Origin of the sequence: Micromonospora narathiwatensis, assembly GCF_900089605.1 — a bacterium.
GTDB classification, from domain to species: domain Bacteria; phylum Actinomycetota; class Actinomycetes; order Mycobacteriales; family Micromonosporaceae; genus Micromonospora; species Micromonospora narathiwatensis.
Genome location: NZ_LT594324.1, coordinates 3047687 through 3062465 on the forward strand (window position 1 = coordinate 3047687; position 14779 = coordinate 3062465).

At 72.4% G+C, this 14779-nt stretch carries 5 protein-coding genes; 1 reads left to right on the plus strand and 4 read right to left on the minus strand.

Features of this window, described 5'->3' with window-relative positions; translation table 11 throughout:
* Positions 1-89 precede the first annotated feature (89 nt).
* Positions 90-935, plus strand: a complete 846-nt coding sequence (locus GA0070621_RS13140) for a trypsin-like serine protease (RefSeq protein ID WP_091195170.1) — start codon at positions 90-92, stop codon at positions 933-935.
* 45 nt (positions 936-980) lie between these two features.
* Here GA0070621_RS13140 and GA0070621_RS13145 read toward each other — a convergent pair whose 3' ends face one another.
* The 4 genes from GA0070621_RS13145 to GA0070621_RS13160 form a co-directional block, all read right to left on the minus strand.
* A complete protein-coding gene (locus GA0070621_RS13145; RefSeq protein ID WP_231921014.1) occupies positions 981-6212 on the minus strand; it encodes a DNA repair ATPase in 5232 nt (1743 codons plus the stop codon).
* Complete coding sequence (locus tag GA0070621_RS13150; RefSeq protein ID WP_091195173.1) at positions 6205-8226, minus strand: flotillin family protein; 2022 nt, start codon at positions 8224-8226, stop codon at positions 6205-6207. Before GA0070621_RS13150 ends, GA0070621_RS13145 begins: the two co-directional genes overlap by 8 nt.
* 166 nt (positions 8227-8392) lie before the next feature.
* Entirely contained in the window at positions 8393-9031 is a 639-nt protein-coding gene (locus tag GA0070621_RS13155) for a hypothetical protein (protein ID WP_091195177.1), read from the minus strand.
* Positions 9032-9235: 204 nt separating this feature from the next.
* The gene (locus GA0070621_RS13160; protein ID WP_091195180.1) at positions 9236-14716 is read right to left on the minus strand and encodes an ATP-binding protein; all 5481 of its coding nucleotides are present in this window, start codon (positions 14714-14716) and stop codon (positions 9236-9238) included.
* Between the last annotated feature and the right edge of the window lie 63 nt (positions 14717-14779).

Below are 14779 nucleotides of genomic sequence, written 5' to 3' on the forward strand. Positions count from 1 at the left end.
CGGCCGTACCCACCGTCCGGCCCGTCACCGCACCCGTCCGGTGGCCCAGACCTTCCCGAGACCGTGTGGAAAGGGCAGGATGATCCGGCATGAGAGCACTGCGTCGTACCCTGGCCGCGATCGTCGCGACGGCGTTCGCGCTGGTGGCCACAACCGCCCCCGCAGCCGCCATCACCGGCGGCGAACCCGACGGCAACCGTCACCCCAACGTGGGCCTGATCATGTTCTACGACGAGACCGGCCGGTACCGTTGCTCGGCCACGCTGATCTCGCCGACCATCGTCCTCACCGCCGCGCACTGCACCCAGGGGACCCTCGGCAAGACCCTGGTCACCTTCGACTCGTTCATCGCCGAGGCGCCGCCGAGCCCGTTCCCAGTGGCGGCGAACCCCGGCGCCGGCTACACGGCCGCGGAACTCGCCGCGGCGGGTTACCGGTCCGGCACGGCGTCCACCCACCCGCAGTACTCGGACTTCACCGACCTGAAGAACTGGAACGACGTCGGCGTGGTCGTGCTGGACAAGCCGGTGACCGGCATCGTTCCCGCCACCGTGGCACCGAGCAACTACCTCGACCAGTTCGCCCAGCCGAAGCTCAACAAGACCATCTTCGACCTGGTCGGGTACGGCACCGAGGTCCGCAAGCCGGACTCGGGCCCGCAGAAGCCGCAGCCCATGAGCTACCCGCTGCTGCGCCGCTACACGACCTCCCCCGGGCAGAAGCTCACCCCGCAGATCGTGCAGCTGAACGGCAACCCGAACGACGTCCACGGCGGTGGCGGCACCTGCTTCGGTGACTCGGGCGGCCCGACCTTCCTCAACGGATACCTGGTCGCGGTCACCAGCTACGGCTACACGGACAACTGCCGCTACCTCGGCGGCTACCAGCGGGTCGACATCCCCGTGGTCCAGAACTGGCTCGCCACGATCCGGTAACCCCGGCCCGGCGGGTGCCTCGCTCGGGAGGCACCCGCCGTCGGGTCAGTCCCGACCGACCGCGCGGCCGATCGCCGCCTCCACCCCGCCGACCCGGTCCGCGAGCAGACCCAGCGCGCCCACCGCGCGGTCCAGCGGGTCGTCCGAGGCGCCACCGAGCGCTCGGGCCCGCCGGAAGCCCGCCTTCACCTCGGCCCAGCGCCGGGCCTGCGCCGGCGTCAGCCGGCCCCGCAGCTCGGCGAGCTTGAGCAGGTTGGCCTCCGCCCCGGCGGCCAGGGTCTGCGCCTCGCCGAGGTAGTGGTCGTCGATGACCGCCTCCAGTTCCTCGTCGGTGAGCACCGGGACGATTCGCTCGGCCAGCTTGTTCATGTTCCGGTACGAGCCCTGGAGCTGGAACGGCGGCTCGGTGCGGGAGTCGTCCGACTGCGCCGCCGAGGCGATGTACGCCTGGTTGTTGGCCAGCACCACCCGCTGCACCCGGAGCAGCTTGCGCAACACCGCGACGATCTGTTCCAGCTCGACCGGCGCGTACGGGTGGGCGAGCTGATCCGCCCGGACCGTGTCGTCGCCCCACGCCATCCGGACCAGCAGCTCGACGTCGCCGCGCTCCCGCCCGGCGAGCGGCGCCAGCACCGGGTTCGAGGTGAGCGCGTTCTCGAGGTAGCTGAGCGCGAACACCTCCTCCCGGCCGGAGAGCACGTCGCCGAGGTTCCACACGTCGGCCCGGTTGGCGAGCATGTCGGGCACCCGGAACCGCCGCCCCGACTCGGTGTACGGGTTGCCGGCCATGCACACCGCGAAGCGCTTCCCGCGCAGGTCGTACGTGCGGGTCCGGCCGGCCCAGACCCCCTCCATCCGGCGCTGCCCGTCGCAGAGCGGAATGAACTTCTGCAGCAGCTCCGGGGAGGTGTGCTGGATGTCGTCGAGGTGGAGCAGGACGTTGTTGCCCAGCTCCAGCGCGAAGGAGATCTTCTCCACCTCCTGCCGGGCGGTCGCGTCGGGCGCCTCCGCCGGGTCCAGCGAGGTGACCGCCGCGCCCAGGGCCGGCCCGTCGACCTTGACGAAGACCAGACCGAGCCGGCTGGCCACGTACTCCATCAGGGTGGTCTTGCCGTAGCCGGGCGGGGAGATCAGCAGCAGCAGGCCGGACTGGTCCACCCGCTTGGCGTCGCCCGTCGCGCCGAGCTGCCGGGCCAGGTTGTCGCCGATCAGCGGCAGGTAGACCTCGTCGAGCAGGCGGTTGCGGACGAAGCCGTTCAGCACCTTCGGCCGGTACTCCGCCAACCGCAGCCGCTCCCGCTCGGCGGCCACCAGCGCGTTGCGCCGGCGCTGGTAGTCCCGGTACGCCGGCACCCGCTCCACGCGGAACCGGCGGGTGCGGGCCAGCGTCTCGTCCAGCCGCAGCGTGATCGCCGACCCGTCGATCCGCGGGTGCGCGCCGAGCAGCCCGCCGACCGTCTCCGACACGACCGCCGTCGCCTCGTGTCGGGGCAGCTCCGCGCCGCACAGCTCGACGGCGATCGCCTCCGGCAGGTCGTGCCCGGGAAGCGAGCCGTCGTCGGTGGCGAGGAACGCGGTCAGCCACGCCTCGACGACCTGGTGCCGGCTCGCCAGGTCGCCGTCGAGCGCCCGCAGGTCGTCGTCGAACTCCCGGGCCGAGGGCGACCGCGGGCCGCCGAGGGCGAGGCGGAACCGGTCGAGCAGGGTGCGTGCCCCGGCCCCGGTTCCGAAGCCGACAGGTCGTCGGGACAGCTCCTCGAAGAGGTACTCCCCCGCCAGGTCGGCCTCCCCGGCCGGCCCGGTCAGCCCGGCGTCGCGCAGGAACCGGCCGATCTCGGCGGCCAGTTCGGCGTGCAGCCGGTCGATCGCGTCACCGGCCGGCCGCGGTCCGGCCCCGGCGACCTCGCCGGCCCCGGTGGCGTCGGTGGCGGGCGGCGACGGTGGGTGGGCCGGACGGCCGAACCGTTGCCGCGACCGGGCCAGCGAGGCGGCCCGGGCCGTCCAGGAGCGCCGGGCCGGCTCTGCGGCGCCGAAGCGCCAGAAGAGCTGCGCCGCGGCGCGGGCGGCCGGCGGGTAGCGCAGCAGCCCGGCACCGGCGTGCAGGCGCAGCAGCGTCCGCAGGATCTCGGTGCCGTCGTGGTCGTGCACGCCGCCCTCGTAGCCCTCGTCGTAGCGGGCCTCGGCGTACTGGCGGACCAGCTTCCGCAGGTCGTCCGGGTCGTCCGCCGCCGCGTGCAGCGCGTCCAGGGTGAGCCCGTCGCGGCCCGCCTCGGCGTCGGCGAGGATCGAGGTGGCCAGGTACTCCGCGCGGTAGACCTGCGGCGACTCCGAGACCAGCAGCTGGTCCCAGAACCGGCGGGTGCGCTGGAACTCCTCGTCCCGGATCGGGGCGCGGTAGTCGGTGCCGGTCACCGCGACCGTCAGCCGCCCGTCGTGCGGGACCACGCTCACGTCGATCGGCTGGGTGTTGACCGCGAACCGGTGCCGGCCCAGCCGGATCGTCTCGCCGCCGTCGGCGTACAGGTCGAGTCGGTCGCGCAGCCCCCGGGCGGCCTCCTGCCGGGTGGCGCGGATCCGCCCGTCCAGCTCCTCGGCCCGGACCTGGTCACCGAGCGTACGCAGCTCGTCGACCACCGCGCGCAGCTTGCCCACCATCGGGTCGGCCGCGAAGTAGGTGTTGATGTCGTCGAGCGAACCCAGCGTGGCGCCCCGGCGCCGCACGCCGACCAGGATGCGCTCCGCCGACGAGACCAGCCGGTCGGCGCGGCGGGCCCGCTCGTCGAGCAGCGCCTGCTTGCGTGACGAGAACGCCTCGTAGATCTCGGTCCGGCGGGTGGCCAGCTCGGCGAGGAAGTCGTCGAACTCGCCGAACCGGGATTCGAGGTCCTCCACCCGCAGCAGCAGCCGGCCGAGCTGTTCGTCGCAGCGCTCGGCGGTGTCCGCCGCCGCCAGCGCGCCGGTCACCGCCTGACCGAGCAGCGCGAACTCGGCGGCGAACCCCGCCCTGCCCTCGGCCTCCACCAGCGCCCGGCGGCGGTTGTCGAGCACGGCCCGCGCCCGGTTCACCCCGCCGAGCACCTCGCCGACGCGGGCCAGGATTCCGGTACGCACGGTCGCGTCGGCGATGTCCAGCCCGCCCACCACGTCGGTGATGGTCTGCAGGCCCTCGGCGCGTTCGGTCAGCGCGTCCCGCACGGTCGCGGAGTCGGCCACCGTGCCGATCTCGGCGGCCCGCCCGGCGAGCCGCTCCACCTCGCCCTGGTACCCGGCGAACGCGTCGTCCCGGCGCAGGAACTCCACCGCCCGGCGGCCGGCGGCGGCCAGCTCCTCGTCGAGCCGCGCGGCCAGCTCGTCGACCCGCTCGTGGTCGACGTACCGCAGCTCCCGCAGGGTCTCCAGGTGGCCGCGCGCCTGGCGCAACCCGCCCAGCTGCGTCACCCAGTCGTCGGCGGACAGCGGCACCTCGCCACGGGCACGGCGGGCCAGCGAGGCGATCCGGGCGGCACTGTCGTCCAACGCGCCGCGCGCCTGCTCGGTCAGCGCCCGGACCTTCTCGTACTCGTCGAGCACCGTGGCCGCGGTGCGACGCAGCTCGGCCAGCGGTGCCAGCAGGTCGCCGAGTTCGGCGTCGCCGAGCCAGTGGTAGTGGTCCACGGCCCGGGCACAGGCGGCGATGAGCGCCTCGTACACCCCGGACGTCGGGGCGGTGCCGTCGACCATCCGGGCCACCGACAGGCAGTCGGAGATGCCCCGGACGAGATCGGCGTTGCCGACCCGTTCCAGCGGCCCGGTCCCGGCCGGCTGTGCGGCGGCGTACGCGTCCGAGACGTACGGGGTCTGCCAGATCTGCACCGGATGGACCCGGGTCGGCTCCTCGGAGGTACCGCGCAACACCACCAGCGTGCCGTCGTCGAAGAGCGAGAAGCCATGGCACGGGATCGGTGCGGCCACCTCCTTGCGGATGGCGTTGTACGGCAGCAGCAGCGAGCGCCCCTCGGCCCGGGCGTGGAAGACGTAGAGGACGTCCTCGCCGTTGGGTGACCGGATGACCCGGTCGAACTCCAGGCCGGAGACGTCGGTGTCGAAGGTACGGGTGACCCCGGTGGCCAGGTGGTAGCCGCCCGGGAAGATGATCCCGTGGTCCTCGGGCAGCCGCTGGCAGGCCGGCCCGATCCCGTCGAGCCGGACCACCGTACGGGTCAGCGTGTTGAAGACCAGGTGTCGCCACTCGGTCTCCTTGTACGGCCGCATCCGGAGCAGGATCAGCGGGCCGACCCGGGCCCAGCCGATGTCGGCGTCGGCCAGGCTCTGCAACGGCTCGTCCACCGGCTCGCTGTAGATGCCCTCGCCGGTCTCGGTGTTGTTCTCCACCTTGACCGTCAGGGTGCCGCCGATCGTCTCGACGAAGATCTCGTCCTGGACGGAGATGTGCGGGTACCGGCCCGGGACGTGGTCGTCCCGGGTGGTCTCGACCCACTCGAAGTCGTGCGCCGGCGGGAGGATGTGCTCCCGCTCGCCCCGGTTGTCGAGGTACTCGACGCCGCCGTCGGTGTCGATCCGCCAGCGCAGCACCCGGATGTCGTCGGTCCGCGGTCCGGTCTGGAAGATCGCCAGCAGCCGCCCGTCGAGGCGGCGCAGCTGCAACAGGCGGGTCTGCCGGTAGTAGCGGTACAACTCGCCGAAGTCGCGCATGAACCCCGGGTCGCGCAGCAACCCGGGCAGCTCGTCCGGGCCGGCCACGTCGAACCGGAACACGTCCCCGTCGGCGCCGGTCTCGCGGGTGAAGCGGTGCACTGAGAAGACGTCGTCGACCGTCGTCTCCGGCCGGAGACCGATGAAGACGTTGTAGCCGAGGACCATCAGCCCGCCGACCGAGACGATGTCCCGCGACACGCAGTTGTGCCCGGTTCGGATCCGCTCGGTGCTGAGCAGGCGCAGTTCGGCGCTGCCGAAGACCTCCAGGCGCCCGACGTTCAGCGCCTCCGCCCGCCGGGTCAGCTCGGCGGCCTGCCCGCGCAGCCGGTTCCGTAGCACCTCGTAGCTGCTGGCGTCCAGCCCCACGCCGTCGGCCGGGCCCGCGGTGGCCGGGCCCTCGGCCGCCACGCTGTCGGCGGCCGGGCCCGCGGTGGCCGGGGGTCGCGGGTCGACGGCCGGGTCCCGGCCCGCCGGGCCTCCGGTCTCCGCCCGGCCCGCCGCGGCGTCGACCCCGCCGGGCGTTGCCGTGGGCGTACCGGCCCCGGCGCCGACAGCGCCGGGGCCGGTCACCGGCTCACTCACCGGTGCGCTGCCGCGCGCCGGCCAGGGCGGCCACCGGGGTGTCCGCCACGCCGAGGCGCTGCGCGGCCTTCAGCAGCTCCTGAAGCTTGCCCTGGTCGGTGCCGCTGGCACGCATCTGTTGCAGGAGGAACGCCGAGAGGGTGAGGTTCTGCACGTCGCCGCTGTTGAGCGAGCTGAGCATCCGGGTCAGGTCGTCGGTGAAGCTGGCGGTGCCGTCCCGCCACGACCGCGTGAGGTCCTGGGCGACGTCCGAGTGGGCGACGAAGCCGTCCACACTCTTGCCGAACGAGATCGAGTTGAGCAGGCGGTCGAAGAAGACGCTGTCCCCACCGACGATGTCGATGTTCGCCTGCTCCAGGCCGGTCGAGACCATCTTCGCCTGCGCCTCGGCGACCTGCCGCTGGGCGTCCAGCCCGGCGAGGCGTACCTCCTTCTCCAGTTCGAGCCGGAGCCGGTACTCCTCGTGCCCGCGGGTGGCGTCGTCCAGCGCGGCCATCGCGGCGGCCTTGTCGGTGAGCCCCTCGGCCTCGCCCTTCAACTTCTCGCGTACCGCCTCGGCGGCGATCAGCGCCTTCTCGCGCTCGACGGCGGCCTCCGCGCGACCGACCTTCTCGATCGCCTCGGCGCTGCGCTCCTGGACCTGCACCTCGGCCAGCCCGGCGGCCGCGGCCTCGGCCTGGAGTCCCTCGGCCAGCTGGATCTTCGCGCGGGCGTCCAACTCGGCGGCCTGTTGCCGCGCCTCGGCCAGCACCAGTTCCTCGCGGGCCTTGAACTTGGCCGCCGCCTCACCGGCCTCCGCCGCCTTGATGTCCTTGACCAGGTTCTCCTGGGCCTCGGCCTCGGCCTGGATCACCACCGCCTGGCGGGTCCGCTCGGCCTCCTCGACCACCCGCAGGCGCTTGATGTTCTCCTCCTGCTCGGCGACGGTCTTCTCCACCGCGATCCGCTCGCGGATCACCTCGGCCATCGTCCGCTTCTCCGCCTCGACCTCCTTGTCCTTGGAGATCGTGCTCAGCTCGGTCTCCCGCTGCCGGGCGATCACCTCCAGCAGGCGGTCCTTCTCGATCCGCTCGGTCTCGATCGCGATGACCCGCTCCCGGTTCTTCTCCGCGACCGCGATCTCCCGGGCCCGGTTCTCGTGCTGGACGCCCAACTGCTCGTCGGTACGGATGTTCGCCGTCTCGGCCCGCAGCCGCTCCTCCGCCCGGACCCGGGTGACCTCCGCCTCCTCGCGGGCCCGCACCGTCTCGATCTCCCGGCGCTGCTTGGCCTCGGCGTCCGCCTGACGCCGCTCCAGCTCCAGGATCGCCTCCCGGGCCTCGACGTCCTGACGGGTTATCTCCTTCTCCTCGCTGCGCCGGAACTCATTGGTCCGGACGTGCTCGATCGCGGTCAACTCAGTGATCTTGCGAATGCCCTGGGCGTCGAGGATGTTCGCCGCGTCCAGCTGGGACATCGGCGTCTGCTCCAGGAAGTCGATCGCGGCGTCCTCCAGGCTGTAGCCGTTGAGGTCGGTGCCGATCACCCGGATGATCTGGTCCCGGAACTCGTCGCGCTTGGTGTAGAGGTCGACGAAGTCGAGTTGCTTACCCACCGTCTTCAGCGCCTCGGAGAACTTGGCGTTGAACAACTCCTGCAGCGTCTCACGGTCGCTGGCCCGGGCGGTGCCGATCGCCTGGGCCACCTTGACCACGTCCTCGATGGTCTTGTTGACCCGCACGAAGAAGGTGATCCGGATGTCGGCCCGGATGTTGTCCCGGCAGATCAGACCCTCGTGGCCGGTCCGTTCGATCTCGATCGTCTTGACCGAGATGTCCATGACCTCGGCCTTGTGCAGCACGGGAAGCACGACCGCGCCGGTGAACGTGACGTCGACCCGGCGGACCTTCGACACGATCAGCGCCTTGCCCTGATCGACCTTGCGGAACATCCGGCTGATCAGGAAGACCACGCCCAGGGCGACGAGAAGAAGGACGGCGAGCAGTACGCCGATTCCGGTGGCGATGACATCCATGGTTGAGCGCGCGGGGCGGATCCGGCGGTACGAGCGGACCGAACGCCGCGCATCCTCCTTTCAACGGGGGCGGGGGCAGGGTGGTACGAGTCGAGTGGCGGGGAAGCGTCTGTCCGATCCGGATCTCCAGCGATCCGCCGTCGCGGCGGACGGTCACCGACGACGGTTACCTCGGTCGATGACGGGAAGGATCGGGATCGACGGCGAAGTCGGCGGGCGTCACCCAGAAGAACTCGCCGTCGACGTCGTAGTCGTAGATGAGCGCGCGAACGCCGGCGTGCAGCGGTTCGGCGCCGGGCTGACGCACCTGCACGATCGCGGAGGAACCGTCGGCCGCGGCCACCTCCGCCTGACCGAAGTCGACGGTCACCCGGCCGGTGCGGATGGTGCAGAGGCTGCCGACGAAGGCGTGCCGGCTGGACTCCGAACCGGTGTGGAAGAGGCGACCCAGGGGCACCGCGGCCAGGCGGGTCACCAGCCAGGCGGCGAGCGCGGCCACCAGCAACACCCCGACCGACACCGCGATCCGGGCCGCCGCGCCGAGGCCGAGCCCGTCGAGCAGCGCGCTGCCCGCCAGGCTGACGAACCAGGCCACCGCGACGAGCAGCGAGAAGCCGATGGCGCTGGGCAGGCCGCCGAGCCCGAGGCCGGCGAGGATGCCGCCGGGCACCCCGTCGACGTCGAGGTCGTCCCCGAAATCCAGCACGCCGGTCAGCGCCAGGAGCCAGTAGCCGACCACGACCAGCAGCAGGAAGCTGAAGAGCACGGTGGGAAAGCTGAGTGCCGCACCGAGAAAGCCGGCCACCGCGCCCCCCTCCGTATCCGGCGGGCCGCACGCCCACCGGCATGATGATCGTGACACGAGGTGTCAACGGCCGGCGGACCCCCAGCCACCGCCGCTACGACGGCCTCGTCTCGCGCCGTCATCCGTCAACCCCGCCTGACGCGGTCGGCGCCGACGAACGGGCCGCCCGCCCACCGGCGTACGGTGGGCGGGCGGCCGGTGGCGTCACGCGCCCGCGAGGCCCCGCTCGACGGCCGCGACGATCTGCGGACGCAGCTCCTCGGGGCGGATGATGGCGTCCACGGAGCCGACCTCGACCGCGCGCTGGATGCTGTGCACGCCGTCGAACTCGGCGGCCACCTCGCCCAGCTTCTCCGCCCGGACCGTCGCCCGGACGTCCATGAGCTGCGTGACCAGCGCCGCCCGCTCCCCGCCGGCAGCCGCGGCGACGCGCGCCTCCAGTTCGGCCACCCGCGGGTCCTTCGCGGTACGCGCGTTGACGTCACTGGCGAAGACCACGGCCGCCGCGGGCGCCCCGCCGATGACGGACGCGAACGAGCCCTCCACGGCGAGCACGGTCATGTTCGGGTTGAGCGCCTTGGAGAACACCACGAACGCGCCGCCGTGGTACCGCGAGATCACGCAGAAGACGATCGGCCCCTCGAAGTTCACGATCGCCCGGCCGATCTCCGCGCCGTACTCCAGTTGCAACTGCCGCATCGACTCCGGCGAGCCGTCGAAGCCGGACAGGTTCGCCAGCACGACCAGCGGTCGGTTGCCGCTTGCCGCGTTGATCGCCCGTGCGGCCTTCTTCGACGAGCGCGGGAAAAGCGTGCCCGCGGTGTAGGTGTCCGGGCCGTCGGTGGGCGGGAAACCGCGCCGCGGCACCGACCGGGACTCGATGCCCAGCAGGCACACCGGGATGCCGCCGAGGTGCACGTCCTGCACGACCGCCGTCTCGGCGTCGGCCATGCCCGCCCAGCGCTCCAGGACCGCGTGGTCCTGGTCGGCCAGGGCCCGCATCAGCGTACGGATGTCGAACGCCTTCTTGCGATCGGGGTTGCGCTCCCGGGAGAAGATCTCGCCGACGGTCGCGAAGTCGCTGTCCGGCACCGCGTGCGGGTAGCCGGAGATGTCCCGGTCGACCGGGTCGGTCGTGACCGCCCGACGCGGCCGGGTCTCGCCGGGCGCGATGTAGGTGTGGTCGTAGTGCGCCATCAGCACGTTGCGGGCGGCCCGCAGGTCCGGGGCCCAGTACTGGGCCTGGCCGTTGGGACCCATCACCCGGTCGTACCCGCCGATGCCGAAGTTGTCCTCGGCCGACACGCCGCCGGAGAAGTCCAGCGACTGCTTGCCGGTCAGCACCATCGCCGAGTCCGGGGTCATCACCAGGATGCCCTTGGTGTGCATGAGCATCGTGGCCTCGGCGTTCCAGTACGGCTGGGCGCCCACGGTGATCCCCGCGACCACGATGTTGATCTCGCCGCCCTGCTGGGTGAACTCCACGATCCGCTTGAGCGCGGCGGCCACCCAGTCCATGTTCTCGGTGCCCGAGCCCATCGAGATCCGCGCGCCCGCCGACAGCGCGAACCAGTCCAGCGGTACGCGCATCCGCTCGGCCAGGTCGAGCGCGGCGATCACCCGCGCGCACTCCGGCTCGGCCAGCGCGCCCAGCGCCTTGGTCGGGTCGCCGAGCAGCACCACCCGCGTGACGCCCTCGGGGTACCGCTCGGTCGGCGTGCTCACCACACCGGCGACGATGCCCGCCCTGTTCTGCCCCTTCGGCCGTTCGACCGGGGCCAGTTCGCCGGTGTCGTCCAGGTCGTACTCGGTGAAGCTGCCGCGCTGACCGGCCAACATCTCGGTCAGCTCGTACGGGTACGTCGTGCCGCGCCGCCGCGCCGAGAGCACCTTCTGCCGGTAGTCGTCGAGCGGCTGGATCGGCTCGGTGGTCGGCTCGGTGACCGACACCCGCATGCCGGCGTCGTAGGAGATCTGGACCGCGATGTCGGTCAGCTCGCCGGTGGCCGCGTCGCGCTGGCGGCCCAGGAACAGGACCTCCTCCAGGCCCGCGCCGGCCGTGATCGGCAGCACGCGCTGGGCGACGGTGTTCAGCTCGTCGATCGTCAGATCGTTCGGCGGCCAGACGTAGATGGTGATCCGGTTGGTGTCGAACCGCTTCTTCGCGGGCCGCTGCGCCTGGACCTTGCGGATCGCGTCGAGACACGCGTCCAGCGCGCCCTCGACCGCGGGCAACGCGAGGATCCTGCCGTCGGCGTCGCGCAGCGGCGTCAGGTCGCGGACCTGGGCCATCGCGGTCAGCCGCTCGTCGGCCGGGTTGTTCGGGGCGACGCAGTGGAAGAGGTAGACCTCCTCGTCCACGGACGGCAGCCGGGTCAGGTCGAAGTTGCGCAGCCTCGGCAGTTGCAGCCGCTGGGCGATCAGCGGGTGCAGCCCACGGATGACCCGGTCCTCGCCCATGCCGGGCCGGAACGTGAACTGGTGGTGCATCGCCGTGCCGGTACGCCCGGCCACCGACATCGTCACCCGCTGAAGCACGTCCAGCAGCCCGGCGCGGTCGAGAATCTCCCGCAGGGTGGCGGCCATCGCGTCCGTGTCGGGCTGGTCGGCCCAGGTCAGGTACACGTCGGCGACCGACGCCGCCGGGTCGCGGCGCGCCGGGCCGGAGTCCTGGTTCACCAGCCCGGCGACCCGCTCCAGGGCCGCGGGCAACTCGGCGAAGTCCGTCGCCGCCGCGATCAGCCGGAACCGCTCGCCGTCGCGGTCGTACGCCGCGGTGAAGAACGAGTGCCCCGCCACCTCGACGGTACGCGCGTCGCTCGCACCGCGGTTGCCGTAGTAGCGGCGGCTGAGAACTTCGAGCATCGGGCTGTGGTCGGCGTCCGGCTTGCCGATGCGCTGACCGAGCAGCCGGACCAGCGGCTCGGGCGACGCGACCATCTTCGCGATCCGCTCGGCGCGGTCGGCCGCGTCGGGGTTCCGGTCGAGGTGGCGGAGGTGACCGCGGACGCCCGCGTACACCTCGGCCCGCTTGCGGCGCAGCATCGGCTGGGCGGCCCACCGGAAGACGATGCTGCGGGCCAGGTCGGCGACCACCGGGAACCGGAGCTGGGTGGCGAGGATCAGGTGCTCCAGCGCCTGCCCGACCAGCTCGCGCAGCCCGTCGCCGGGCAGCGGCTCGGTCAGCCACTGCTGCAGGAACGTGACGATCACCGAGACATCGGCCGAAACCCGTCGCTGCGCGAGGAAGATCCGGAACACGGCCTCCTCCAGCGCGGGCGTGCGCTCGAAGTCGTTGACGCCGTAGTGGGCGAGCACCCGCGCGAGCCGGTTACGGAAGGTGTCCGGCAGCGCGGCGCGCTCGACGTCGAGACACTGCAGGTACGCGTGGAAGTACTCGCGCGGGCTGTGCACCCGGGTGTCGGCCCTGGTCTCCTCGCCCACCGGCCGGTTGCGGCTGAGCTCGGACAGGTCGGCGAACACCTGCAGCAGCCCGACCTCCTCCTCGAGCGGACGGTGGCTCAGCTCGGCCCGCGCGGCGAGGTAGTTGGACAGTGCCCGGCGCTCGTCACGGGGATCGAGGTCGTAGCCGAGCAGCAGGCTGCGCAGGTCGGCGATACCGCGCGCGACGCGGGCCTCGGCGGAGAGGCCGGTCCGCTCGGGCGGCAGTTCCAGGTCGACGGCCTCGGTCTCCGCGGCCTCGCCGGCGGTCTCGTCGCCGACCGGTTCCAGGCGCATCAGCGGCGCACCGGTCTCTACCTGGCTACCGACGGTGACCAGACATTCCCGCAGCTTCGCCTTGAACGGCGCGCGAAGCACGGTCTCCATCTTCATGCTCTCCAGGACGAGCACGGGCGCGCCCGCCTCGATCTCGTCACCGACCTCGAGCGGGGTCGCGACGACCAGCGCGGGCGCCGGGGAACGCAGCACGCCGCCCTCGTCCCGGCTGACCCGGTGCGTGATGCCGTCCACCTCGACCAGGTGGATGGGCCCGTGCGTGTCGGTGACGAGCCGGAACCGCCGGCCGTTGACCAGGATCCGGCCGGTGTGCTCGTCGAACCGCTCGGCCTCGACGTCCACGGTGGACACCTCGCCGATGCCGACGCGGAACTGGCGCGGCCCGGTCTGCGCGACGGTCACCCGGTAGCTCGCGCCGCGGAGCTTGAGGTCGATCGGCCGGCCGCTCTCGTGCTGGACCTGCGGGCGGCCGCCGTGTGCGGTGGACAGCAGCCGCTGCCGCTCGACGAGCGCCTCGTCCTCGTACGCCTCGATAGCGGCCGCGGCCAGCGCGATGCCGGAGTGCTTCGTGGAGACCAGGCGGCCCTGCGTACGGACCCGGTCGATCCAGCCGGTGTCCGCGCTGGCGTCGATCACCTCAGGCTGGTCGAGCAGGTCGAGCAGGAAGCTCTTGTTGGTGGCGCCGCCCTCGATGATCACCGTCGTCTCGGCGACCGCGCGGCGCAGCCGGCCGAGCGCCTCGTCGCGGGTACGACCGTAGGCGATGATTTTGGCGATCATCGAGTCGAAATCGGCCGGGATCACGTCGCCCTCGCTGACCCCCGTGTCCACCCGGATGCCCGGGCCGCTGGGCAGCGCCAGCCGGACGATCCGGCCGGGCGACGGCGCGAAGTCACGGTCGGGGTCCTCGGCGTTGAGCCGGGCCTCGACGGCATGCCCGGCCTCGGCCGGGACCCGGTCGCCGAGCCGGCCGCCGGCCGCCACGTGGATCTGGGCCTTCACCAGGTCGAAGTCGGTGGTGGCCTCGGTGATCGGGTGCTCGACCTGCAGCCGGGTGTTGACCTCCAGGAAGGCGAACAGCCGCTCACCGGGGTGGTAGAGGAACTCGACGGTGCCCGCGCCGCGATAGTTCACGGCCAACGCGAGCCGCTCGGCCGCCGCCTTCAGCTCGCGGGTCTGCTCGGGGGCGAGTACGGGGGACGCGGACTCCTCGATGACCTTCTGGTTGCGCCGCTGCACCGAGCAGTCCCGCACGCCCAGCGCCCACGCGGTGCCCTGCCCGTCGGCGATCACCTGCACCTCGACGTGCCGCGCGCCGGTGACCAGCCGTTCCAGGAACACGACGCCGCTGCCGAACGCGCGCTGGGCCTCCAGGCTCGTCCGCTCGTACGCCTCGGCGAGTTCCTCGTCGCTGCGGACCACCCGGATCCCCCGGCCGCCACCGCCCGCGGTCGCCTTGAGCATCAGCGGATAGCCGATCTCGGCCGCCGCGCGCTTGGCCGCGTCCAGGCTCTCCACCGCGCCGCGGCTCCACGGCGCCACCGGGACGCCGACCTCCTCGGCGATCAGCTTCGCGCCGATCTTGTCACCGAGCTCGCGCATCGCCTCGGCGCTCGGGCCGATGAAGGTGACGCCGGTCTTCTCGCAGAGCTCGGCGAAGGCTGGATCCTCGGCGACGAACCCCCAGCCCACCCACGCCGCGTCCGCACGCGTCTCGACCAGCGCACGTTCCAGGACGCGGTGGTCCAGGTACGGACGCGCCGACGCGGGCCCGAGGCAGTAGCTGTCGTCGGCCTCGCGAACGAAGGTGGCACCACGCTCGGCTTCGGTGTAGAGCGCGATGGTCTCGATCGGCGGGGCCCCGGACTCGGCATTGAGCTCGCGAACGGCGTGGATCAGCCGCATGGCGGCCTCTCCCCGGTTGACGATGGCGATGCGGCTGAACACCGAGTAACCCTCCCAAAGGTCAGTTCCCAACACAACGAGGACTCCCTCGGGCAGCGGTCCCCG